At 34.7% G+C, this 24,633-nt stretch carries 25 protein-coding genes, 1 pseudogene and 1 riboswitch; of the genes and pseudogenes, 18 read left to right on the top strand and 8 right to left on the bottom strand.

Going from position 1 to position 24,633, the window contains the following annotated elements; genetic code table 11:
• Positions 1–162 precede the first annotated feature (162 nt).
• A complete protein-coding gene (locus tag BM121_RS00615; protein ID WP_281244810.1) occupies positions 163–1,368 on the top strand; it encodes a multidrug effflux MFS transporter in 1,206 nt (401 codons plus the stop codon).
• Positions 1,369–1,396: 28 nt separating this feature from the next.
• Here BM121_RS00615 and BM121_RS00610 read toward each other — a convergent pair whose 3' ends face one another.
• Positions 1,397–1,864 (bottom strand): nucleoside deaminase, encoded by a 468-nt coding sequence (locus BM121_RS00610; protein WP_091479600.1) that lies wholly within the window; start codon positions 1,862–1,864, stop codon positions 1,397–1,399.
• A gap of 278 nt (positions 1,865–2,142) precedes the next feature.
• Between BM121_RS00610 and BM121_RS00605 the strand changes: the two genes are divergently transcribed.
• Positions 2,143–3,315 (top strand): HD-GYP domain-containing protein, encoded by a 1,173-nt coding sequence (locus BM121_RS00605; RefSeq protein WP_091479598.1) that lies wholly within the window; start codon positions 2,143–2,145, stop codon positions 3,313–3,315.
• Between the two features lie 153 nt (positions 3,316–3,468).
• A complete protein-coding gene (locus tag BM121_RS00600; RefSeq protein WP_091479595.1) occupies positions 3,469–4,653 on the top strand; it encodes a PqqD family protein in 1,185 nt (394 codons plus the stop codon).
• A gap of 42 nt (positions 4,654–4,695) precedes the next feature.
• On the opposite strand, the gene BM121_RS00595 is transcribed toward BM121_RS00600, so the two are convergent.
• The gene (locus BM121_RS00595; RefSeq protein WP_091479592.1) at positions 4,696–5,502 is read right to left on the bottom strand and encodes a VLRF1 family aeRF1-type release factor; all 807 of its coding nucleotides are present in this window, start codon (positions 5,500–5,502) and stop codon (positions 4,696–4,698) included.
• Positions 5,503–5,725: 223 nt separating this feature from the next.
• Between BM121_RS00595 and BM121_RS00590 the strand changes: the two genes are divergently transcribed.
• The 4 genes from BM121_RS00590 to copZ all read left to right on the top strand — a co-directional run bounded on the left by BM121_RS00590 (position 5,726) and on the right by copZ (position 9,418).
• Entirely contained in the window at positions 5,726–6,391 is a 666-nt protein-coding gene (locus BM121_RS00590; RefSeq protein WP_342714351.1) for an SOS response-associated peptidase, read from the top strand.
• A gap of 98 nt (positions 6,392–6,489) precedes the next feature.
• Entirely contained in the window at positions 6,490–6,798 is a 309-nt protein-coding gene (locus tag BM121_RS00585) for a metal-sensing transcriptional repressor (RefSeq protein ID WP_175495258.1), read from the top strand.
• Between the two features lie 13 nt (positions 6,799–6,811).
• Positions 6,812–9,181, top strand: a complete 2,370-nt coding sequence (locus tag BM121_RS00580; protein WP_091479585.1) for a heavy metal translocating P-type ATPase — start codon at positions 6,812–6,814, stop codon at positions 9,179–9,181.
• A gap of 30 nt (positions 9,182–9,211) precedes the next feature.
• A complete protein-coding gene (gene copZ, locus BM121_RS00575) occupies positions 9,212–9,418 on the top strand; it encodes a copper chaperone CopZ (RefSeq protein ID WP_091479581.1) in 207 nt (68 codons plus the stop codon).
• A gap of 58 nt (positions 9,419–9,476) precedes the next feature.
• Here copZ and BM121_RS00570 read toward each other — a convergent pair whose 3' ends face one another.
• Both BM121_RS00570 and guaC read right to left on the bottom strand, forming a co-directional pair.
• Positions 9,477–10,019, bottom strand: a complete 543-nt coding sequence (locus BM121_RS00570; protein WP_175495257.1) for a PilZ domain-containing protein — start codon at positions 10,017–10,019, stop codon at positions 9,477–9,479.
• Positions 10,020–10,416: 397 nt separating this feature from the next.
• Positions 10,417–11,391 carry a GMP reductase gene (gene guaC / locus BM121_RS00565; protein ID WP_091479575.1) on the bottom strand — a complete coding sequence of 325 codons (975 nt, stop codon included), beginning with the start codon at positions 11,389–11,391 and terminating at the stop codon, positions 10,417–10,419.
• A gap of 408 nt (positions 11,392–11,799) precedes the next feature.
• On the opposite strand from guaC, the gene BM121_RS00560 reads away from it, so the two are divergent.
• Positions 11,800–12,609, top strand: coding sequence for a helix-turn-helix transcriptional regulator (locus BM121_RS00560; protein ID WP_091479571.1), 810 nt, complete (start codon positions 11,800–11,802; stop codon positions 12,607–12,609).
• 204 nt (positions 12,610–12,813) lie between these two features.
• On the opposite strand, the gene BM121_RS22335 is transcribed toward BM121_RS00560, so the two are convergent.
• Positions 12,814–13,395, bottom strand: coding sequence for a pectate lyase (locus tag BM121_RS22335; protein WP_425432201.1), 582 nt, complete (start codon positions 13,393–13,395; stop codon positions 12,814–12,816).
• Positions 13,396–13,419: 24 nt separating this feature from the next.
• A pseudogene (locus BM121_RS22330) lies at positions 13,420–13,884 on the bottom strand (RICIN domain-containing protein); the annotation flags it as partial.
• A 261-nt stretch (positions 13,885–14,145) separates the two neighbouring features.
• A riboswitch (PreQ1 riboswitch) is annotated at positions 14,146–14,190 on the top strand.
• Positions 14,191–14,270: 80 nt separating this feature from the next.
• On the opposite strand from BM121_RS22330, the gene queC reads away from it, so the two are divergent.
• The 8 genes from queC (at position 14,271) to BM121_RS00515 (ending at position 20,541) form a co-directional block, all read left to right on the top strand.
• Positions 14,271–14,939, top strand: a complete 669-nt coding sequence (queC, locus tag BM121_RS00550) for a 7-cyano-7-deazaguanine synthase QueC (RefSeq protein WP_091479564.1) — start codon at positions 14,271–14,273, stop codon at positions 14,937–14,939.
• Entirely contained in the window at positions 14,939–15,406 is a 468-nt protein-coding gene (queD, locus tag BM121_RS00545; protein WP_091479560.1) for a 6-carboxytetrahydropterin synthase QueD, read from the top strand. The genes queC and queD overlap by 1 nt, the downstream gene beginning before the upstream one ends.
• The gene (queE, locus tag BM121_RS00540; protein WP_091479557.1) at positions 15,399–16,127 is read left to right on the top strand and encodes a 7-carboxy-7-deazaguanine synthase QueE; all 729 of its coding nucleotides are present in this window, start codon (positions 15,399–15,401) and stop codon (positions 16,125–16,127) included. Before queD ends, queE begins: the two co-directional genes overlap by 8 nt.
• Positions 16,128–16,422: 295 nt before the next feature.
• Positions 16,423–17,628 (top strand): MFS transporter, encoded by a 1,206-nt coding sequence (locus BM121_RS00535; RefSeq protein WP_091479553.1) that lies wholly within the window; start codon positions 16,423–16,425, stop codon positions 17,626–17,628.
• A 123-nt stretch (positions 17,629–17,751) separates the two neighbouring features.
• Positions 17,752–18,228: a GNAT family N-acetyltransferase gene (locus tag BM121_RS00530; protein WP_091479549.1), complete on the top strand. Its 477-nt coding sequence runs from the start codon at positions 17,752–17,754 to the stop codon at positions 18,226–18,228.
• A gap of 104 nt (positions 18,229–18,332) precedes the next feature.
• Positions 18,333–18,941 carry a transglutaminase-like domain-containing protein gene (locus BM121_RS00525; protein WP_091479545.1) on the top strand — a complete coding sequence of 203 codons (609 nt, stop codon included), beginning with the start codon at positions 18,333–18,335 and terminating at the stop codon, positions 18,939–18,941.
• A 36-nt stretch (positions 18,942–18,977) separates the two neighbouring features.
• A complete protein-coding gene (locus BM121_RS00520) occupies positions 18,978–19,487 on the top strand; it encodes a GNAT family N-acetyltransferase (protein ID WP_091479541.1) in 510 nt (169 codons plus the stop codon).
• Positions 19,488–19,752: 265 nt separating this feature from the next.
• On the top strand, positions 19,753–20,541 hold the full coding sequence (locus BM121_RS00515) for an alpha/beta hydrolase (RefSeq protein ID WP_091479538.1): 789 nt from the start codon (positions 19,753–19,755) through the stop codon (positions 20,539–20,541).
• A gap of 97 nt (positions 20,542–20,638) precedes the next feature.
• Here the strand turns inward: BM121_RS00515 and BM121_RS00510 are convergent, their stop codons facing one another.
• The gene (locus BM121_RS00510) at positions 20,639–21,931 is read right to left on the bottom strand and encodes a lysine N(6)-hydroxylase/L-ornithine N(5)-oxygenase family protein (RefSeq protein ID WP_091479534.1); all 1,293 of its coding nucleotides are present in this window, start codon (positions 21,929–21,931) and stop codon (positions 20,639–20,641) included.
• 114 nt (positions 21,932–22,045) lie between these two features.
• Here BM121_RS00510 and BM121_RS00505 point away from each other — a divergent pair, with 114 nt between their 5' ends.
• Positions 22,046–22,369, top strand: coding sequence for a DUF4870 domain-containing protein (locus tag BM121_RS00505; protein ID WP_091479532.1), 324 nt, complete (start codon positions 22,046–22,048; stop codon positions 22,367–22,369).
• Positions 22,370–22,531: 162 nt separating this feature from the next.
• Here the strand turns inward: BM121_RS00505 and BM121_RS00500 are convergent, their stop codons facing one another.
• Positions 22,532–23,266: a FixH family protein gene (locus BM121_RS00500; RefSeq protein ID WP_175495256.1), complete on the bottom strand. Its 735-nt coding sequence runs from the start codon at positions 23,264–23,266 to the stop codon at positions 22,532–22,534.
• 340 nt (positions 23,267–23,606) lie between these two features.
• Here BM121_RS00500 and BM121_RS00495 point away from each other — a divergent pair, with 340 nt between their 5' ends.
• The gene (locus tag BM121_RS00495) at positions 23,607–24,605 is read left to right on the top strand and encodes a metal ABC transporter solute-binding protein, Zn/Mn family (protein WP_091479526.1); all 999 of its coding nucleotides are present in this window, start codon (positions 23,607–23,609) and stop codon (positions 24,603–24,605) included.
• Positions 24,606–24,633 lie beyond the last annotated feature (28 nt).

Raw genomic sequence — 24,633 nt, 5'->3', positions numbered from 1 at the left:
TCTTTTTAATATTAGTTACCTGTTACACGAGTATCAATGGGTGAAACGTTTCCATGAATAAGTGTTAATGACAAATATTACAAAAGATCTATGTTAGGTGAATGTCAATTACTATAACTCCTTCATAAATTCTTATATAATAAATGATAGGGAGGGTTTATCATCGAACAGAAATTACATAATCCAACAGGAAAACAACGAACCGGCTTAGCATTTTTGCTTGCAATGCTAGCGATGTTAGGGCCGTTCAATATTGATATGTATTTGCCAAGTTTCCCTCAAATAGCAGATGACTTAGATGCACGTGCTTCGCTTGTTCAATTAAGTTTAACTGCTTGTTTATTGGGGTTAGCCTTCGGGCAATTAGTAATTGGATCAATCAGTGATGCCATTGGAAGAAGAAAACCGATTTTAATTTTCATTTCGCTATTTGCGTTCTTTTCATTGGTTTGTGCATTAGCACCTAATATCATAATTTTAGTTTTGGCCAGATTTTTACAAGGGTTTACAGCTGCAGCTGGTGTTGTGCTATCTCGAGCGGTAGTACGAGATGTATTTGATGGAAAAGCATTAACCAAATTTTTTGCTTTGTTAATGGTTATTAATGCTACAGCACCAATGATTGCTCCAATATCGGGTGGGGCCGTATTATTACTACCTTTTGCAACATGGCATACTATCTTTATCTTTTTATTTCTATTAGGTATTGTTATGGTGACGATTAGTGCGTTTAAATTGCCGGAAACTTTACCAGAACAAAATCGCACACCAAGTTCTATTAAGAATTCATTAAAAACGATGGCTTATTTGTTGAAAGACCGGTCATTTATAGGGTATGCAGTTGTTGTTTGTTTTGTACAAGGTGGAACATTTGCTTATGTAGCGGCGACACCATTCGTGTATCAAGAGTTATATCAAGTCTCGCCTCAAGTATTCAGCATTCTTTTTGGAATTAATGGCTTGGCGATTATTTTTGGTAGTTTTCTTGTCGGTCGATTGAGTAGCTATTTTCCGGAAAGAAGTCTGCTCAGAACTGGTGTTATTATGTCTCTAACAGCTAACACCGTATTATTATTAGCGACAATTTTCCACTGGCCGCTCTATATGTTAGTTATTCCGTTATTTATTCACTTAAATGCAGTCGGGATTATATTAACTAGCAGTTTTTCACTTGCAATGGAAAAACAAAAAGAACGTGCAGGAACAGCAAGTGCATTACTTGGTATGTTGCCTTTAATAATGGGTGCAATTGTTTCTCCAATTGTAGGTTTAGATGAAACAACAGCCATACCAATGGGAGTAGTACTATTTACTAACTCTTTCATCGGTGCCATTATTTTCTTTACATGTACCAAACAAAAAGGATGAGTTGTAAGATTCAACTCATCCTTTTTTTCTAGTATTCCACTTTATCTGTTGTCGCTTGCCATAATTGGAAAGGTAATTTATCACTATTAAAATCCAGTTTCTTCATTATTAACTTTCTTGCTTCGACATTCAACGCAATTTGATCATATATGTATTGATCATCGAATCCGATTTTGGCTGCTTCTTCTCTTGTATTGAAATAATAAACCGCTTTAGGACGAGCCCAATAAATTGCACCCAGACACATCGGACATGGTTCACAACTTGTATAAATCTCACAATTTGTTAATTGATAATCGTTAAGGTTCTTGCAAGCATCTCTTATCGCACTGATTTCAGCATGTGCCGATGGGTCATTAGTCGTTGTAACGACATTTGTCCCTTTACCTACAACCTTATCGTCTTTAACAACCACAGCACCAAATGGGCCACCATTTGTCTTTTCTATATTCTCGTAAGCAATTTTTAAAGCATATTTCATAAATTCTTCCTTCATTTTGCTTCCTCCTTCCATTCTATTAATCATTTTATAGTAATATCCAAAGGAATATGATTCGTTTGTCATATTTTTTAACATGCAATGATGGTCATCTCTTTTTTTGGTATTACTATAGTAATATGAAGAAATACTTAGTTACTTTATGGATTTATTTACAGGTCTCGACATACAGCTTATACTTTAAATAGAATATGTAAATTTATTTAAAATAACACAGGAAAATTGTAGAAATATTGTTTTTGGTATAGTATAATATGATTAGAAAGGGTTTAGCAATGAAAAATACATATAGGTACTCGAATCTACTAAATGAAGAAAAAAGAACAACTGTATGGTTTTTGTGGTTGGTTTACGTTATTTACTTTGCTTACGAAATAATTTATTATGTGTTAATTCCAGCAATACCATGGGAAGCAGAACCTGGTTTAGATAAGGATGGCCTTTCTTACATCAAGTATTTTGTCATATTTGGACTTCTTCCTATTAGCTACTATTATCTAAAAAAAAGGAACCCATCTCCTGTAAAATATATATTTTTTATAGTATTAACATTTTCAGATCTTATTTTAGATACTTTCACTTACTATGGAACTAATCAAACATATGCAACTGGAAATATAATTGAACTAGTAATAATCATGTTTTCACCGATATTTGTGAATAAACGTTTTTTTTACTTAGTCTTGTTAGGAACTGCTTTTAAATATTTAATATTGGGGATAATTTTGACAGACTCAGTTGTTGCAATACCCTTGTTTCTAGTTATAATATTTTCAATTGTTGCTTGGATTCTTTTGTATCGTTTTATTGGCTATGTCAATGCTATTCAACGTTCTTACGATAAGCAAATGGAAGGAATTGTGAAAGGTGTTATTACAACATTAGAATTAAAGGATCCTTATACACGAGGTCATAGTGAAAGAGTTGCAGAGTATGCCCTAACATTAGCTAAGGCCACAGGAGAATTTGCTGATGAAGAGTTAAAAACTTTCTATTATTCTTGTTTATTACATGATATTGGAAAAGTTAATATACCAGATTCGATTTTAACCAAACCTGATAAATTAACAGATCAAGAATTTGAGATAATTAAAACACATCCTACGGTAGGTGCACAAGCGATCAAAGAAGTTGAAGGAATGGCCGAAAACATTAATGTGATAAAGCATCACCACGAAAGATGGGATGGTAAGGGTTACCCTGATGGTCTAACAGGAAATCAAATTGATTATTTGGCAAGAGTAGTATCGATTGCAGATGCTTTTGATGCAATGACTTCTTCAAGGTCGTATCGTGCTGCACTACCTATAGAAATGGCTTATCAAAATTTGCTGAATGGAAGTGGAACCCAATTTGATCCTGAGCTAATTACCATTTTCCAAGAGGTTTATCCTAATTGGGTAGAATATCATAATAATTACCATGAATTATTAAATAAATACTACTAATGAAGGGAGGTTTAAATAATGAAGGTAAAAAAATTAAACAAATTACGTGCTACTGATCATTGTTGGTGGTGCATTTTTATGTAATTTTCGTCTGTTGGATGCTAGTTTAATAGCATCCTTTTCTTTTAGGACTAAGTACAGGGGGGGACAATAATGAAAATAAGCTTAGAATCTCAAATAAGCTTACAACCTCTAAAAATTAGAAAAGATAGGAATCATTTTATAGTAGAAAACCCTAATTCTGGTGAATTTTTTGAAATGCCCGAAATTTGCATAGAGGCAATAGAGAAAATTAATAATCATGAATCGTTGGCAACTATTGAAGAACAATTGATTGAAAATTACAAAGAAGAAGAGGTTGATTTATTAGATTTTCTACAGCAGTTAATCGATTTAGGTCTTGTGAAAGAGGTCAACGGTAAGGAAATAATCACTCGTACAAAAGATCAGTCAGCAACAGGTTTTACAAGCATTTCATCTACTTTTGCCGCATTATTTTTTAATCGACTTACTGTCCACGTATTTATTATACTTATTGTATTCAATCTTAGTATCTTTGCTATCTACACCGAATTGCTACCTACTTATACAGACATATTTTTATTCGATTCTATGGTATTAAACATCTTGACTTATATGCTGTTATCATTAATTTTAATCACTTTGCATGAATTTGGTCATATCTTAGCTATAAGATCCTATGACTTACCGGCAAATGTTCAAATAGGTAATCGTTTGTTTTTAATAGTTGTAGAAACAGACCTAACGGCAGCTTGGAAACTTCCCTCTAAACAAAGGAATCTATTATTTTTAGGTGGTATGTTCATAGATCAAGTGATCTTAACTATAGTTTTATTAATTAAACTGATAGTACCTATTGATCAGTTCATTATTAACGGAATATTATCCTTAGTGGTTCTTGATATATTAATCAAAACCATTTATCAGTGCTGTTTTTATATGAAGACAGATTTATATTACCTAGTAGAAAATGTAACAGGTTGCTATAATTTAATGGAAAACGGAAAAAATTACTTGGCAAAGTGGGTACCATTTGTCAAAGTAGATAAAACTACCACTACTTTTGAAGGGGAAGAAAAAATAGTTAAATTGTATGGTGTATTTACCTTCATCGGGGTTTTATTAACAATGAGTTTATTTATAATTTATTTCATTCCGCAAATGATTTATTTAATGGTTAATACATTACCACACTTAATGAACCCGGTTGGGAATCCATTCTTCTGGGATGCACTGGTAATCGTTGCTCAATTTATTCTAATGATAAGTTTATTGATTTATTCCATTAGAAAAAAGAAAAAATCTGCTTCAACTTAAGTTTTACAAGATATAAAAAAACGAGCTTACGAGCTCGATTTTTTAGCTGAAGACAGCCTCATTGATTACCTTCATTTTCTCTTGTTCTAACATGTTCTTAGGAATCACTTTAGTTATTTCTTTATTCATATTACCAGATAAATCTTCCGCTTCTTCCTTATGACCAACTATAATAATTTTTTTCCATTCTTTATTTTTAGCTAATTTGTCAATTGTCGTAGCGATACTTTTATACCAACGATAGCGGTTTGCTTCAAAACGTGCTTCGAATTGTTCTTGTTTTGTATTCTTTCCACCAGAGCCCATCGATGGCTGAGCTCGATGTGGTCCTGTATGTTCCCTCCAATCTTCCGTATCAAGGTCTAATTCATAAAATCTAGAATCTTTTAAGGTCCCTAGTTCAGTGTCCAATATTTTTATTGATTCTTTCTGAGTAAGGATGATACCTGTTTCCGGAAACTGATGGATCATTTCTTTAATCTGGTCTAATTTTGGTGTTTCTTCCCAACAGAATTCTGTTTCAACAGGCATTTGAAATTTTTCAGCAAACCAAATTGATTTATCACCTGTTGCGAAAATCACAACACTTTTTGCCAAGTTGTGTTCATTATCATGCATATATTTCTCAACCATTTCTTTCACTGCCCAATAATTTCGTTTTTCTTCACTATCACCATCTTTTTGCAGATAATTTTCAAAACTATTCAATCCGTTTTTTACATGCAGTTTCCATTTGCTACCTTGTTGTTCAGGATCAGATTGATCAGTGTTTAAGTACATACTAAATACGCGTTGAGGTTTTTCTAAATTAACACTTTCTAATTTTTTAATCTCTTTATTGATATCCATAAAGTGTTACACGCTCCTTTTTTAGTATAATCATTTCTAGTTAACCTCTTACCGTTATGAGTGTGATTAAACATTGATTATACTTTTTGAGTACTAATACCTATTAATGCTCAAGGAGCTTATAAAGAATGGAAAAAATAGTATACTAATTATAAGCATATTTCCTGGGAAATGCCGAAATAACGAATATGAACAGGAGAAATGCCCTATTTTCTAATATGAGGTGATCAAATTGTGTGGTAGATTTACCTTAGATACATCGATAGAAGTGTTGGAAAGTGAATTAGGTATTGCATTAACAGAATTTGAACCGAGTTATAATATAGCTCCAACGCAACAAGTGCTATCTATTGTAGGTACAAAAGAAGGAAGAAAATCTGGATATTTACAATGGGGACTAGTGCCAAGCTGGGCCAAAGACTTAAAAATTGGAAGCAAGATGATTAATGCAAGAAGTGAAACAGTTGATGAAAAGCCTTCTTTCAAACGATTATTATCACGTAGACGCTGTTTAATTGTGGCAGATAGTTTTTATGAATGGAAAAGAAAAGAGAAGGATAAGCAACCATATCGAATTACCGTTAACGATGGTCGTTTGTTTACTTTTGCGGGATTATGGGATCGATGGATAAAGAGAGACCAAGAACTGGTCACTTGTACGATTTTAACAACAAAACCAAATCACCTAATGCAATCGATACATGACAGGATGCCTGTTATTTTACAAGAAAAGAACCAAAATAATTGGATTGATCCCACCATCACTGATAAAACTTTCTTAAAGAGTCTCCTGGTACCGCTCGATTCTTCTATAATGAAAGCCTACCCTGTTTCCAAAAAAGTAAATAATCCGAGTAATAATGATAAATCAATAATAGACCCTGTTTAGGATGTACAAAATAATGTATATTCATTTTTTAAAACATATAAGTTGACTTATTATACCTAAGGGGGGTATAGTATAGTTAGAGATAAGGAAGGGATGTGATGAATGTGAATGAATCCTTGCACCAACACCCAAGTAAACCGAGATCGAAAGATGAAATTCAAACTACCGTTAATCGTTTAAAACGAATAGAGGGTCAGGTTCGTGGTATACAAAAAATGATTGAAGAAGATCGTTATTGTGTAGACGTCCTTGTACAAATAAGTGCGATTAATGCTGCACTAAAAAAAGTAGGCTATTCCATCACGGAAAGACATATCAAACATTGTGTCAGTGACGCTATTCTTTCTGGGGATGGTGATGAAACGATTGAAGAGTTGATGGAAGTAATGAAACAATTCTCCAAATAAAGGAGGTCAGTTTATGAGTGACGAAAAAAAAATAACTTTAGGCATAACGGGAATGACATGTGCTGCCTGTTCGAATCGCATTGAAAAAGTGCTGAACAAAACGGAAGGTTTAGATGCACAAGTTAACTTAACAACAGAAAAAGCTAGTGTAACTTATGATCCAGAAAATGTGAAAATGGAAGACATCCAAGCAAAAATTGAAAAGCTCGGGTATTGGGTTCAGGCAGAACGAATCGATTTTGATGTATATGGCATGACATGTGCCGCTTGCTCTAATCGTATTGAAAAAGTATTAAACAAACAAGCAGGCATTCAAGAAGCGACGGTTAATCTGGCGACAGAAAGTGCCTCTGTTGAATACAATCCTTCTTTTATTGAAGAAGCAGATATGATCAGTCGGATTCAGAAACTAGGGTACGATGCACAACGAAAGGCAGATAATCAGGAACAAGATTCACAAAAAGAAAAACAACGTCAAAAAATGAAGCAAAAGCTAATTATTTCTGTCATATTGACCTTACCGCTTTTTGCAACAATGCTTATTCACTTATTTAACATACGTATACCTAGTATATTCATGAATCCTTGGTTCCAATTTGTATTAGCTACACCTGTTCAATTTATTATTGGTTGGCAATTCTATCGAGGTGCTTATAAAAACTTACGAAACAAAACGGCAAATATGGATGTATTAGTTGCTTTAGGCACTAGTGCAGCTTATTTTTATAGTGTATATGAAATGCTGATGAGCAGTACACCTCATCTTTATTTTGAAACAAGTGCAGTTATCATTACACTTATCCTTTTCGGAAAATATTTAGAAGTTGCTGCCAAAAGTAAAACAACGATGGCGATTTCGAAATTACTTCATTTACAAGCAAAAGAAGCAAGAGTGTTTCGTGACAACAAGGAAGTAATGATTCCAATTGAACAAGTAAAAGTTGGTGAACAACTAATTGTTAAACCTGGTGAAAAAATACCTGTTGATGGTATCGTTATGGATGGTCAGACTGCAGTAGACGAATCAATGATAACAGGGGAATCCATTCCGATTGAGAAAACAACCGACGATACGGTTATCGGTTCAACAATGAATAAGAACGGATCGATAACAATGGAAGCAACTAAGGTAGGTAAAGATACTGCATTAGCTTCGATTATTAAAGCTGTAGAGGATGCACAAGGATCCAAAGCACCAATCCAACGTCTGGCAGATGTGATTTCAGGTTATTTCGTGCAGATAGTGGTAGGCATTGCGGTCATCACTTTTCTTATCTGGATAACACTTGTATCTCCAGGAAATATAGAGGCATCGCTAGTAGCTACAATTGCTGTGCTAGTAATTGCTTGTCCATGTGCATTAGGTCTTGCTACACCGACATCGATTATGGTTGGTACAGGAAAAGCAGCAGAATCAGGTATCCTTTTTAAAGGTGGGGAACACCTGGAGAAAACTCATCAGCTGGATGCAATTATCTTTGATAAAACGGGTACATTAACGAAAGGAAATCCGGAAGTGACCGATTTTACCGGAGATGAAAATTCGTTGCAATTACTTGCCAGTGCTGAAAAGGGTTCCGAGCATCCGTTAGCAGAAGCTATAGTCACGTATGCTGAAGTGAAACAACTTCAATTAGATAAAGCTGATTCATTTGAAACAATACCCGGGCATGGTATAAAAGCAAAAGTGAACAAAAAAGCCATTGTAGTTGGTAATCGAAAATTACTCCAAGATAATGGTATCGAAACGAAAGAAGAGGAAGAGACATTAAAAAGTTATGAAGAACATGGTAAAACTGCAATGTTAATTGCTGTAGATGGAGAGCTTACGGGTGTGATAGCTGTTGCAGATACAATAAAACCTACTGCTATTGAAGCAATCCAGCAATTGAAAGCACAAGACTTAGAAGTAATCATGTTAACTGGTGATAATGAAACCACTGCTCAAGCAATCGCAAAGCAGGTTGATATTGACCAGGTGTTTGCGGAAGTATTGCCAGAACAAAAAGCGGATAAAGTAAAAGAAGTTCAATTACAAGGTAAAACCGTGGCGATGGTAGGTGATGGTATTAATGATGCACCCGCATTAGCGATTTCAGATATCGGAATTGCAATTGGAACTGGTACAGAAGTGGCAATCGAAGCAGCTGATGTTACCATTTTAGGTGGCGAATTATTATTGATACCAAAAGCTATTAAATTAAGTCATGCAACGATTCGTAATATTCGTCAAAACTTATTTTGGGCATTTGCTTATAATAGTGTTGGTATTCCGATTGCAGCAGCTGGTTTATTAGCACCATGGATTGCCGGTGCAGCAATGGCATTTAGTTCTGTAAGTGTTGTAACAAATGCTCTACGATTGAAAAGAGTGAAAATATAAACGCAATAAAACTGAAAAGGAGAGATATAAATGGCACAAACAACATTAAAAGTACAAGGGATGACATGTGGTCATTGTAAAGTATCTGTAGAGGGAGCATTACAAGAATTAGCAGGTGTATCCAACGCAGAAGTAAATCTAGAAGAAGGTACAGTGAATATATCTTATGAAGAAGCAAATGTAACGATTGAAGCAATGCAAGAAGCAGTAGAGGGGCAAGGCTATGATATTGTATAAGTAGAAATAATGGGGGGAGTTGCCATTCTCAAGTGGTAACTCCTCTTTTTGACTAATTTCAACGTACTCCATACCTAATTGATTTTTTCTTCTTTTCCATCATCACTTTATTTAATACTTTAGTGATACGAATTTTTTCTTTCTCTGTCATGTTTTCAAATAGAACGCCGTACGCTATTTGTTTATTTTGTCTATGTTCCTCTTTTCGAATAATTTCTCCTTTTAAAGTGAAATGGTACGATTTGACTGAAATATTTAATTTGATCATGACTCGATCTTTTACTGGAAAATTAAAATTACATAGAAACTTTAAACCACTAGTACTGACATTATCCACATAGCCATAAAATTGTTTGTTTTTTAGTTGTGAGAGATGAGGATTTTCCAAGTGTATGAGAGTAATTAAACAGGGTTGTTGATATAGAGTGATTCGAAAATGATCTCGTGCGTTAGGCTCAGATTTTTCAGAATCAGTAGAAGTACGAGAAATCCTTTTAGACTCCTTCCGTTTTAAATACCTATAATAAAATGCAAAGATAACAATAAGAGCAATTACAGATGTGATAATTTGAGAAATGACAATCAGTTCAATAGTAAACACCTCCATTTCATCTAAAGTTTAATGCAGGATAATTCTAAATAACTATAAAATAATTGTTTAATTGTTACTTTTTACTTATTTATATTTATAATTCGTCATCTTAATGGTGATATCCTTCAATTTATTTAAAAAAATAGGCAAATATAACTATTCGGTGTTGGAAAACACTTCCGTTTTTAATTATTAATTGAACAGTGGTTAAAATGGGGTTAAGAGATTCTTGACATTACTCGCTTTTTAGATACCAGTTGTAGTTTGCAAAAGTGGGAAGTTTCATCGTACATTTGGGTGGGGATATTACTTTTTTCATGATCTTCAAAAGTAAAAGAGATTTTAGATTCTGCAGCAATTCTTCAGTAAAAAAGAAGCACACCTTAGTTACAGGTGTGCTTGCTTATTAATCCCCATTAAAAATAGAGTTTTTTACTACCACATAATCCACAGTACGGATACCGTTTAATGTTTTTCCACCTGCGTAGGAAATAGATGATTGCAGGTCTTGCTCCATTTCTGTCAATGTATCTTGGAGTTCGCCTTTATACTCTACATACATTTTTTTGCCTTCCACATTTTTCTTTTCACCTTTTTGATATTCAGATGCGGAGCCAAAGTATTCTTTGTACAGCTTGCCATCTTCTTCTACCGTCGTACCTGGTGATTCCTCATGACCGGCAAAAAGAGAACCGATCATTACCATGGATGCGCCAAAACGGATCGATTTGGCGATATCTCCATGTGTACGAATACCACCATCTGCAATGATTGGTTTCGTTGCTGCTTTCGCACACCATCTTAATGCAGCTAGTTGCCATCCACCAGTACCAAAGCCTGTTTTAACTTTAGTGATACAAACTTTTCCGGGACCGATTCCTACTTTGGTAGCATCAGCACCTGCATTTTCCAATTCGCGGACAGCTTCTGGAGTACCAACATTACCTGCAATCACAAAACTGTCAGGTAAATGTTTTTTAATATGTTCAATCATTTCAATCACTGCATTTGAATGTCCGTGTGCAATGTCAATGGTTATATAGTCTGGTACGAGTGCTTGATTCGCAAGTTCTTCGATAAAACTATATTCCTCATCTTTTACACCAACACTAATGGAAGCGATTAATTTCTTTTCCTTCATAGATATAATAAAATCTTTTCTTGTTTCTGGCTCAAAGCGGTGCATCACATAAAAATAATGACGTTCTGCTAAAAAAGTAGCAATTTTTTCATCAATAATTGTCTGCATATTAGCAGGAACAACCGGAATACGGAATGTGTGCTTTCCGAACTGAATCGATGTATCACATTCATTACGGCTATTTACGATGCATTTCGCGGGAATTAATTGAATATCTTCGTAATCAAATACATTTTCCATTTATATCACTCCTGAAGACGAATGTTTTTGTAGTGGTTGTTCATAAATATTCGCCTTAGGTAATATAATATAGAAAAAGAAAAATGTCAATGGAAACGTCATTTTTAACAAGCTAGTAATATCTTGAAGGGCCATTTGAAATAACAGAAAGTGATGATGGTATAGAAATCCTATTAGGAGAACCATTCCAGTTTGATCAGGATAATATCGATGAGTGGAAAGATATATATTAAAGAATCGGAAACCTCAAAATACTTTGGGGTTTCTTCTTTTTTATTGGTAAGGAATGAAGTACATCAAGCTCTTTGCCTATGTTCATTCTATCTTTTCTCGTGACCGATGATAGTTACACTAGATTCCCTCATGTAATTTTAGTAAAATGGTAGAAAATAGTCATGAGGTGTTTTTATGGTTCATAACTTTCCTGAAATTGAAGCTGCTATAACATACATCAAGTTGAATTTACATGAAGAGATCACACTCCATCAAGTAGCAAACCATGTAGCTTACAGTCCCTATCACTTTTCAAGAATATTCAAAGATCAAATCGGTATACCGCCACACTACTATTTAGCTGCACTCCGCTTACAAAGAGCGAAAGAATTATTGATTCAAACTAATTTACCCATACGTGATATAGGAATGGAAATTGGTCAACAGAGCCTGGGCACCTTCACTACTCGTTTCACGCAAAAAGTAGGCGTGTCGCCGTCTGTCTTTCGTCACTCCACAACTGATGTCACGCAACATCTGCAACAAATTCAATGTAAAAATGATATAACGTTGAATGCATGTAATAGAAATACCATTCAAGCGGTTAGAGGCAAGATTACCTCGCCTTATCCGATTAATGGCATTATACTAGTAGGTTTATTTTCAAAACCTATCCCTGAAGGATTACCCTTGTATGGAACCATACTTGAATCAGAAGGGGAATTTGTATTTAAAAATGTGAAAGCAGGGACATATTATTTACTTGCTACTACTGTTAATATGGGGATGAATAGTTCCGAAATATTATTAACAGAATCAACACTTAGAGCGAAATTGAAGCAGCCTATCATTGTCCAGCCTCATCAAGAATCTCCACAACTAAACGTCACATTACGGCCGCCACTAATAGATGACCCACCAGTCTTGATTTCAATTGCTGTATTAATGCAGCAATATTTATCATCCAACATAGAAGATGACAATTTAGAAGAAATTTCCGATTAAATCGGTTGAAAATAATAGAGTTAACAAAATAGGAGAGGAAAATATGATTAAGAATATCTATGTTTATATGGTGACGAATTGGAGATGGACAAGAGGCAGTTAAGTTTTATCAAGAAGCAATAGATGCCGAATTATTAAGTATACAGATCTTGTAAAAAAGTGCGTTTAACTAGTAAGAGTACTAGTTAAACGCATTTTGTTCACTTAAAATTCGTAGTTATTACTTTCAGAGATATTTTGGACGTTGTACCACTTTGTGCCAACGTCAGAATATCTAGTATTAGTCATGGTTACTTCACTTGAACTACTATCTGTTCTGAAGATGGCTTCATTCATATCGGTGATAACACTTCCTTCGATAAAGATACTTGTTTTAAAGGTTGTACCACCATTTTGGCGAATCATCTTACCGGCATTTCTTGCAGTGAAGTTAATAATTTCAAAAGTGGAAGGTGCATTAACTTGAAAGACTTTGTCATCACCGTTTTGAGCCAAACCACCACGAATGGTTACATGTCCTTCATCTTTTATGGTTAAAGCATCTTCACCAATGTCCTCCCAAACTACATTTTCTACTAAGACATCACCATAGGTATGGACGCCATCTGCTGCCGGATATCCCAATACAACATTTTTAAGAGTGGCACCGTTCTCCAATCTAAAGACTGATTGTTGATTTTCCGATTGGCTTCCATCACCTAATGTATCTGGATTGGCTACATATCTGTTGCCTTGTCCATCAAAAGTATCTCCTTCTGACACGACAATTGTTTCATTCACTGTAATAGTGTCCGTTGGTGGAACCTCTATGATTTGCCATTGTTGGTTTTCTCCTCCTGTATCATCCCACTGGACAACGTTTGCGCCGTTCTCATTGGATCGCTCAAATACTTCCAATGCATTACCACTATATCTGTTTAATATTTTATAGTAGCCATTGCCAAGATCTACGATATCCCATTGCTGACTTGTCCCATTCCAATCAGTCCATTGAGCTACGTTAGCACCATTACTTGTAGACCAATCGTATATTTCGAGTGCCTTTCCACTATGGATGTTAACGATTTTTTGATAACCTTCTCCAACATCAATAATTCTCCACTGTTGATTCATTCCTCCGAGGTCATCATATTGCACCACATTGCCACCGTCCGAAGTAGACCACTCGTAAACCTCTAATGCTTTACCACTAAACCTATTAATAATCTTGTAACTTTTACTAGCGTCCAGGCTGGCAGCTTCTACATTTTCCGTAAGACAAATACCGACAAACAACAAGGTAAGCGCTACCAAAAATAAGAATTTGTTTTTCAATTTTTACATCCTTTCATTATTTTTAGAATGTGTTGAAAACTACTCAAGGTTGCCCGCTTGTAATAATTGGCCAATATATTACATTACCATTATATATTGGCTTGATTATACTTTACAAGAAATAAATGTAAATTATATTAAAGGGATTTTGACTTCCTTTTATGCAGGTGAATATGCTATACTACACATTGTGCTTAAATTACATACAAGTCTGCTAATCAAGCAGGAGAGGTTCTAGCTACACCCTCTATAAAAAACTAAGGATAATCATGCCGAGCCTTAGGTATGATTTTTTTGTTTTTGGGTGTATAGAATTCTCTTTTTTCAGTGTGAAAGGGGATTTTTTTATGGATAAAAATAAACGAGCAGTAGTCGTATTTAGTGGTGGTCAGGATAGTACCACATGTCTTTTTTGGGCGTTAGAAAAATTTGATCATGTTGAATTAGTAACATTTGATTATAATCAGCGTCATCAGCAAGAAATTGAGGTAGCAACAGAAATTGCAGCAGAACAAGGTCTCAAACATCATATTTTGGATATGTCATTGTTAAATCAATTAGCGCCAAATGCGTTGACAAGAGATGATATTGAAGTAGCGGATGGGGAAGATGGCGAACTTCCCAACACATTTGTTCCGGGAAGAAATCTATTATTCTTGTCATTCGCAACTATTCTAGCCAAACAGATTGATGCCAAACATATTATCACAGGTGTTTGTGAAACAGATTTTAGTGGTTATCCAGATTGTCGTGATATCTTTATTAAATCATTAAACGTTACCTTGAATTTATCAATGGATGATGACTTTGTGGTGCATACGCCTTTGATGTGGATGGATAAAGCAGAAACATGGGAATTGGCAGATCAATTAGATGCTTTTGATTATATAAGAGAAAAAACATTAACCTGTTATAACGGTGTTCGAGGAACAGGTTGTGGTGAATGTCCAGCATGTCACTTAAGACAAAATGGGTTAGACACCTATTTAGCCAAGCGTAATGGAGTGAATAATTAATGTACGGCTTTCAAATTGTTGAGAATTTACAAAAGATAGATCAGGATATTAAACGGCATCAATTAAAATATCATCAAAAACGTGTGATGGTAAGTAAGGAATTTACCTTTGATGCAGCACACCACCTGCATTGTTATGAAGGAAAATGTAAAAATCTGCATGGACACACATATAAAGTTGTATTTGGTATCAGTGGATTGGTTGATGAAATTGGTATAGTAATTGATTTTGGCGATATCAAACAAATCTGGAAGGAAGAAATTGAAATCCATCTCGATCATCGTTATTTAAACGAAACATTACCAAAGATGAATACAACGGCAGAGAACATGGTCGTTTGGATTTTTGAAAAGATGGAAGAAGCTTTACATGACTTGCTGAATCAATGCCGAGTAGAGTTTGTCCGTTTATTCGAAACACCAACAAGCTATGCGGAAGCAAGACGGGAGTGGATGATCAGTGAATAAGCTCCCTATCTTAGAAATATTTGGTCCAACTATTCAAGGGGAAGGCATGGTAATCGGCCGTAAAACGATGTTCGTTCGTACTGCTGGTTGCGATTATAGCTGTGCATGGTGCGATTCTTCCTTTACTTGGGATGGTAGTGCTAAAGAAGATATTGTAAAAATGACAAGTGTAGAAATTTTTGAACGGTTAAAAGAAGCGGGTGGTGACAAATTTGATCATGTGACGATCTCTGGTGGGAACCCAGCACTTCTCAAACATATAGGTGAGTTAATAGACATATTGCATTCAAATGATATGGAAGTAGCACTGGAAACACAAGGAAGTCGTTGGCAGGATTGGTTTTTAGAAGTAGACGATTTAACGATCTCACCTAAACCTCCAAGCTCCAAGATGAAAACAAATTGGATGATGCTTGATGATATCATAGCACAATTAGAGAAGCATGGTCGTCTCACACAGACAAGTTTGAAAGTCGTTATTTTTGATGACCATGACTTGGATTATGCAAAAAACGTTCATCAAAGGTATCCGGGGGTTCCTTTTTTCTTACAAGTAGGTAATGATGATTTGGAAGAAGTAGCACCAAACGAATTAGCCAGTCATTTATTAACTAAATATGAGTGGTTAATTGATCAGGTGATGAACTCTAGTGCTTTAAATGATGTGCGTGTGCTTCCGCAGATTCATACATTGGTATGGGGTAATAAAAGAGGCGTGTGAAAAAAGAAAAATAAATTACCTTACTCAGTTTAGACCAAATCGCTAGAAGATTTGGTCTTTTGGTGTCTACACAGGAGAAGATGAAAAATTAGACAGGTAAACTAGAAAAAAAGTGATTTTGAATTTAAAGTTATTTCAATGCGTTAAAGTTCATAGAGTATTTTATGGATGATGAAAATCTGTGATAAATCTACATCCCCCAGATTTATCCATATTGGAAAGGAGTAATTAGATGAATAGTCCAATTTAATCTCCAGCTAAAATTCAAATTCAATTGAAATGTTGGGGGATATATATGAAATTGAATAAAAACTTTTCTTTATTATTGTTTGGTCAGTCTCTCGCTAATATGGGCGATGTATTATATGTGGTAAGCGTTATCAGTACAATTTTCGTTTTGACAGGTTCCGCAACGGTTACATCCTTTGTTGCATTTACTATTACTTCATCTATGTTTTTCAGTAGCCTATTAACACCACTTCTAATTGGGAAAGTAAATTTAAAGTGGTTATTGGCTGGGTCCCAAATTGGAAAAACTATTTTGCTTGTATTTCTGGGGTTTATATTGATTGGTATAACAGTAACTAACTACTATTTGATTTTTATCATTATAGGATTGATTGCTTTCCTTGACGGCTGTGCAAATCCGATAAGACAGACGTTGATTCCGCATTATGTCGAACCAGAACAGTTATTATATGCTAATGGAATTGCTGAAACAGTTACTCAAATTATTCAAGCAGTCATGTGGTTTGTAGGTAGTTTATTGTTAATCATTTTAAGTTCATATATAATTATTTGGTTAGTTGGATGTTTATTTGTTTTCTCAAGTATCTTGTTATGTCTTTTAGAAAACGTAAGTCACCAAACAACTGAGCCGAAAGGGAAATTAGATCAGATTAAAGAAGGATGGAATACTTTATCTAGTACTCCAGTTTTGAAAAGGATTGCTTGGATAGACTTTTTCGAAACCATTGCAGGAACGGTGTGGATCGCTGCTATTTTGTATGTGTTTGTTAGTGATGCTTTAAATGTGGATGAAAAATGGTGGGGTTTTATCAATGGTGCTTTCTTTTTAGGCTTGATTTTAGGAAGTATTTATTGTATCAAATACGTCTCTTATATTGAAAGGAAACTAGATTCTTTCATTCTTGTGGGTTCATTTGTAAGTTTCGTTATCACAATATTGTTTAGCCTAAACAGTATTGCAATCTTTGCCTTACTTTTATCACTCTGTGTGGGCTTGTTTGGACAAATAAAAAACATTCCGCAACAAACGGTTATTCAAACCAGTGTATCAAAAGAACAATTGTCAACTGTTTATACCTCTTTAGATGCTATTGGAACGGGAATGTTTGGCGTTGGTTCTCTGATGATGGGAATATTAGCAGACCTGTTAGGGATTAGAGTTGTATTTATTGTTTCAGGACTATTGCTCGCAATTGTAAGTACAATCGTTTATAAAAATAAGCAATTGTTTATTAGAAATGTTACCGGATAAAAACTAGAATGAAGGGTTTTGTTAACTCCAGAACCCTTCATTTTTTTAATTTGATAGTTAAGTGCTGGGTAGTTCAGGATTAGATATGGTAAAATTAAGTAAAAAACAAAGTGGGGGTTGAAAGTGGAAATACGTACTGTGACAAGCTCTGATTATAACGTTATATCTCCTTTAATAAACGAATGGTGGGGCGGTAGACAAATGTCTGATATGTTGCCGAAATTATTTTTTATTCATTTCAATAACACAAGTTTTATTGTTGAGAAAAATGGTGAGATAGTCGGTTTTTTAATTGGCTTTCTATCCCAATCCCATTGTGATGAAGCATATATTCATTTCGTTGGTGTACATCCTGATTACAGGAAGGCTGGTATTGGAAAACAACTTTATCATGAATTCTTTAAAGTAGTTAAAGAATTTGATAGAAATATTGTTCGTGCAGTTACATCACCGGTTAATAAAGTATCAATGGCCTATCATAGCAACATTGGATTTGAAATTGAGAAAGGCGATATAGAAGTGAATGGTGTTTCAATTCACAGCAATTATGACGGAACCAATCAAGGAAGAGTTTTATTTAAGAAACATTTAGGGGGGTAAATTATCTGTTTGTTGTACGAAAGGAGCCTGTCATTCTTTAATCACAATTGAATAAAATTCCATTTCGTTGTATAATTATACAAAATTAAAGGGGGATGGATTAGATGAAATTAATACCGGAATCTTATAGCATGAAAGAGTATCTAGAAGAGTTAGATGTTGTTGATTATTCACATGCTGTAATTCAAGAACAAGTAAATGAATTATTCTACACAGACCAGACAGAAATTGAAAAGGTTAAAAAAGCTTTTCAATTTGTAAGGGATGAAGTTTCTCATTCTTGGGATATTCAAGGCACAAAGGTTACTTGTAAAGCGTCAGATGTTCTTCAATTAAAAGAAGGTATTTGTTATGCAAAATCTAATTTATTAGCTGCAATATTACGAGCTGAAGGAATTCCTACCGGCTTCTGTTATCAAAGGCTAATGATATTTGATACACCAGATAAGGGTTACTCATTACATGCACTAAATGGAGTTTTTCTCAGTTCATTGAATCGTTGGATAAGGATAGATGCTCGGGGAAATAAACCAGGAGTACAAGCAGAATTTTCTTTAGATGAAGAAAAATTAGCATTTTCAGTTCGTGAAGAGTGCGATGAGAAAGATTACACTACTATTTATACGAAACCAAATGGCAATACAATTGCTACTTTACAAGCAAATACAAATGTTATAGAAATGTATAAACATCAGCTGCCTGATTACTTATAAATATACGATGTAAAGTTAAGAGAGAAGGAGAAATTCATGAAAATAATTGAAACAGAGAGACTTTACTTAAGGGAATTAGTATTTGACGATACAGAAAGGTTATCAAAGGTCTTAACTGATCCAGAATCAATGCAATACTATCCAAAACCGCTTAATGTAAAAGAGGTGGAAAGGTGGATTCAATGGAATATTGATAACTATAAAAAATATAATCATGGATTATGGGCAGTAGTTTTAAAAAATGAAGAGATATTCATTGGAGATTGTGGAATTACAATGCAAATAATTGATGAAGAAACAGTACCAGAGATCGGCTTTCATATTATTAAGGACCATTGGAATAAAGGATATGCAACAGAAGCTGCAATTGCCTGTAAGGAACATGCATTCAAGGTTTTAAATTACCCCAAGGTATTTTCATACACGACAATTAAAAATATCCCGTCACAAAAGGTGGCAGAGAAAATAGGAATGCAGAAATATAAAGTATTTGAGAAAAATGGGGAACAACAAATAGTTCAAGTAGCATTGAATGATAAAGCATAGTTTTAAGTCGACGGGAGAGTGGATATTTTAAGGTGGGTCGTTGTTTAGATGCAATCTATTCGACGGGAGAACAGAATTTTTCAGGTTCGTCATTTTCATAATAATCTAATTCGGGTTTGATGTTTTCAACTAAATCATATGTTAACCATGCAAAATATTAGGATATATTAGTGAACATGTATTGGCTAAAGAAGGATTATCGGAGAGAGTAGAGCATTAAATAATAGGTTTAAAAAATGAATTTTTATTTTAAGGTGGTTGTCCGATGAATAATATCAAGTTTGATTTCCCGGTAGCTGAAAGAACTTATAAAATGATACAGGATAGAAATTTAATATTGTACATATTTGAACCGAAAACACACCAAGAAAACAGGCCAGCTATATTATTTTTTAATGGAGGTAGCTTTACAAAGGATCCCAAGTCCCCAGCACAGTTCCAACATCAAGCAAAATATTTTTCATCTAAAGGCATGGTGGCAATATGTGTTGATTACAGAAATGGATCTGATGAAGGTTTTTTACCACCTCAAGCAATATGTGATGTTAAATCCGCTGTCCGGTGGATAAGGAGAAATTCCTCTGAGTTGGGAGTCGATCCTAATAAAATAGTAGTATGTGGTTCATCATCAGGCGGATACATTACCGTTTCTTCGATTATGTTTAAGGAAATAAATGATGATCCTGAGTATGATGTTGAAAGTGTCGACCATATACCCAATTTCTTAATTGTTTTTGCTGCTGGAATGGATGGTATTGACATCATGAGAAGGCGATACCCGCTATTACTCGAAGAAGCTACTCGATTTTCACCCATTCATAACGTTAAAAAATGCTTGCCCTCTACATTATGGATTTGCGGAACAACTGACGATCTGTTTGAACAAAATGACCAATTTATTAAGCAAATGAAAGAAAAGGGAAATGATATAATTTTTAAAACAGTTGAAGGTATGGAACATGGCTATTTTAACTATGGCAGACATAATAACAAGTATTTTCATAAAACAAGGCATGAGATGGAAAAATATTTACACTCGTTGGATTTTATTTAGTTCTTCACTAGGTGTTTTTTACAGTTGTGTTTGTCCGGCAAAAGCTTAAATTAACCCTTTTTCTGTGATATAGCGGAACGAATGTCCGCTTATAGCACTACTCCGGATCAAACTGTGTAAAAATCGTCTCTCTTTTTTCTTCATAAATGGTTTCTCCGGCAATTTCGTTAATAATTTGGATATTGCGATCTACTGCCAATCCTAAATTCGTTGCTCCTGTTCCATGTGAATGTTCCAAATTAGTTAAAGTATAAAAGTGATGATCTCTATGCCCATTTTTAAAAACAAGCCTGAAATTTCCATCTACTTTAAACCGCTTGTCATCCTCCCATTCAATTTTGTCCTCAAAACGTTGGTAAAACCAGTCTGGAATGTTTGGTTTATATCCTGTACCAAGTATAATTTTTTCCGTTTCAAAAGAAACATCTTCGTCTTTTTGCCATTGTCTTGCCTTGACTTTTAAGCGCGAGCCGTTCTTCACAACTTTTTGAATCTCTGTTAAGGGTTGAATGGTTACTGGCAGTTTTTTATTATCAACTGAACGATGGTAAAGCAGTTCATGAATGCTATGTATTGTGTTACGGTCAATCCCTTTTCGTAGCTGCCCAAGGTGATCAAGAGAATCTTGTCGTTCTTGAAATGATAACGAATGGAAATAATCTACATAATCTGGTGTAAATACTTCTTGGCCTAATTTACTGTTATCTAACTGCAAGAATCCAGGAGACCTTGTATACCAGGACAAGTGATAATTGAAATGCTCTTGAAGCTTGAATAAGTCATAGAAAATTTCTGAAGCGCTTTGTCCTGATCCGACAATTGTAATATGATCCGCTTTGATTGTCCGATCCTTAAGATACACATATTGACTGGAATGATGGGCATGTTCTGAACCGATGTTATCTAATTCGAATGGAATCATCGGAGTACTCCCGGTGCCAAGTACGACATGCTTTGTGAAATAAGAGCGCTCTTTTTGTTCGCCCCAGTGATTGACAACTACTTCGTAATGATCATCATGATCAATCACATCTTTGACTTCTGATTTAAAGTGACAATTTGGCAGTTGCTCGACGACCCATTTTAAATAAGATGCATACTCCGCTCGAGGCATTTCGAATTTATGAAAAAAGAAAAATTTATATAGGCGATTATGTTCATGTAAATAATTTAAGAACGTATACTTACTAGTGGGATTCGCGAATGTCACAAGATCTGCCAGAAAAGAAACTTGCAGATCTGTTCCTTCAATTAACATTCCTGGGTGCCAGGCAAATTGTCCATTTTGATCAAAAAAGATTGTTTTTAAATTAGATTTTTCAGTCGTTAAAGTTGCAAGTCCCAGGTTATAAGGACCAATCCCTAGCCCAATAACATCATATTGTTCCATAGATTTCCCTCTTTTTCAGTCATTTTCTATTATTATATACGTTCCACGAAAAAATATCTATTTAATAACTTGAACTGACTATATATGGTACAATATCGAGAGGAGGTGCAAAATATGTCTAATAATGATGAACGTTTATTTGCCATGTTAATTTATTTAGTAAGCTTTTTTACTGCTATTATCGGTCCACTAATTATTTGGATGATCAAACGTGAGGAGTCTGCATTTATTGACTATCACGGAAAAGAGTACTTCAATTTCTTTATATCATTTACGATTTATGCCATTGTGAGTGGGATTTTGGTAGTAGTGTTAATCGGTTTGCTACTATTGCCAATAGTTGGTATTGTGGCATTTATATTAACCCTTATCGCCTTGTTTAAAGCATTCAATGGAGAAGAATATCGAATCCCTCTTGTTATCCGTTTTATAAAATAGTTCATCGGTGTTTTTATTTAGATCTTAAAGCAGATAAGATGTGTCTGAAACGGTTAAAAAATGGCTGAATGAAGTGCAAAATAAAAAGTATACACACACACGTCTTCCAGACAGTATGGAACGTGTGTATACTTTTAAAATTGCCTTTAAGGACAAAGTATTTTATTTGCTGACTTCAAAATGGAACTCTTCATGTTCATGTAATTCGGTATCGTCTGTAACATGGACAACCATTTCCGCTTGTCCAGCTTCTTTAAATGAATAGGAATTCACGTATTCACCAGGTTCGACTTCTTCTGTCTCGATCCAGTCATGTTTCTCACCGTTTTTCGGTATTATTTCATAGCGTACTCTTGCGTTCTCATATGGTTCCTGATCCATTGAAAGCTCAACAGTTATGTCTACTTCCTGGCTAACAGTTATATTTTCTAATGGATTCAACTTTATTTCAAATCCATGCTGATGCTCATGTTCAGCATCTTCCGTTTCTTCATGAGATTCATGATTCTGATTTTCTTGTTGCTCACCAGTGATGGTAATTGCCTTTTTAGGCATTATATGCATGGCTTTTGCAGTCGTATGAGCATAAATTTCGTAAGTGCCAGGTTCTTCAAAAGTTACTTCAGTCGAATAAGTACCATCTTCTTGATTCGTAGCTTCCACAGTAACAGAATTGTCTTCATCTTCTACGTTCCAATACTCGAACTTCATTTCTTCGGCATCTGTAACCAGTTCATCTTCCCCATAGGTTATGGTAGTTTGTAACGGAACGGACTCACCAACTTCTGCTTCCTTAGGAAGCTCAAAATCTACATGAATTCCTTTAACTTCCTCTTCACTGGAACAAGCTGCAAGTGCTATGGTAAATAGAATGATTAATATATATCGTTTTTTCATTTGTATCCTCCGTCTCATACTATTATTTAATGATACTATACTCTTTGCTGCAATGATAAGCAATGAACAATGTATGACATTTTGGGGACTTCTAAATAGGGTGAGTATTTATTGTAACGCAAGAAACACACTGTAACATAGGGCATGTTCTTTATCCTGGTTTCTATAACTTGCTTAAGGTAAACAACTAAACAAAAAATAAATCGTAACAATTACTATTTACATTTTACAGATAATCGTCTATAATACTATTAAATCGTATTGATTACGGTTTGTTTTTTATGTTGAATCGTAATCATTATTATTTCTATACATAGAATTGAAGGGAGTTAATTTTTACATGAAAAAAGTAAGTTTAGCAATTTTATCTATATTTTTTCTGTTAATTGGTTGTAATGCTGAGGAAGATACGCAAGCAAATCAACAAGAATCAGAGCATGATACACTTCAAATATATGCAACGTTGTATCCTTTAGCTTATTTTACAGAAGAAATTGGTGGGGAGTCTGTAGAGGTAGAAACAATTTTGCCACCTGGTTCTGATCCACATAATTTTGAACCCACTTCTAAAATGATGGTAGATATCGCAGAAGCGAATATGTTTTTATATAATGGTGCTAATCTCGAAACATATGCAGGAACTATAGAAGAAGCACTTGTAGATGAGGATGTATTAATGGTAGAAGCAGCAGATGGGGTTTCACTAGAAGAGCATGTGCACGAACATGAAGAAGAACATGCACACGAAGAAGAAGAACATGCACATGAAGAGGAAGAACATGCACATGAAGAGGAACACGACCACGACCATGGTGATGCCGATCCACACCTTTGGTTAGATCCTATCCGTTCCATTGATCTAGCGCGTAATATCAAGGATGCCTTAATTGAATTAAATCCGGAACAACAAGAAGTCTTTGAAACTAATTTCAGTGATCTAGAAGATCGATTGATTGCTTTAGATGATGAATTTCATGAGCAATTAGAAACTGCAGCAAATAATGAAATTCTTGTTACACATGCTGCATATGGCTATTGGGAACAAAGCTACGGTATTGAACAAATTGCGTTGGCTGGTTTGTCATCATCGGAGGAGCCTTCTCAGAAAGAGTTAGAGAGAATTCTGGATCATGTGGAAGATACCAATATTCAATATTTATTATTTGAACAAAATGTAGAACCGAAAGTAGCAGAGGTTATTCAAGCAGAAACAAACGTTGAATCATTGGACTTACACAATTTATCTATTTTAACTGAAGAAGATATCGAAAATAAAGAAACATATTTTAGCTTAATGGAGCGTAACTTAGAAGTATTGGCGAAAGCCTTGGATTATTAAGCTAAAAAGCGCATGAGGCCACGTCGCT

The organism is Gracilibacillus orientalis (genome assembly GCF_900114645.1).
In the GTDB taxonomy this organism is placed as follows: domain Bacteria; phylum Bacillota; class Bacilli; order Bacillales; family Amphibacillaceae; genus Gracilibacillus; species Gracilibacillus orientalis.
This window is presented reverse-complemented; position numbering and strand designations above follow the sequence as displayed.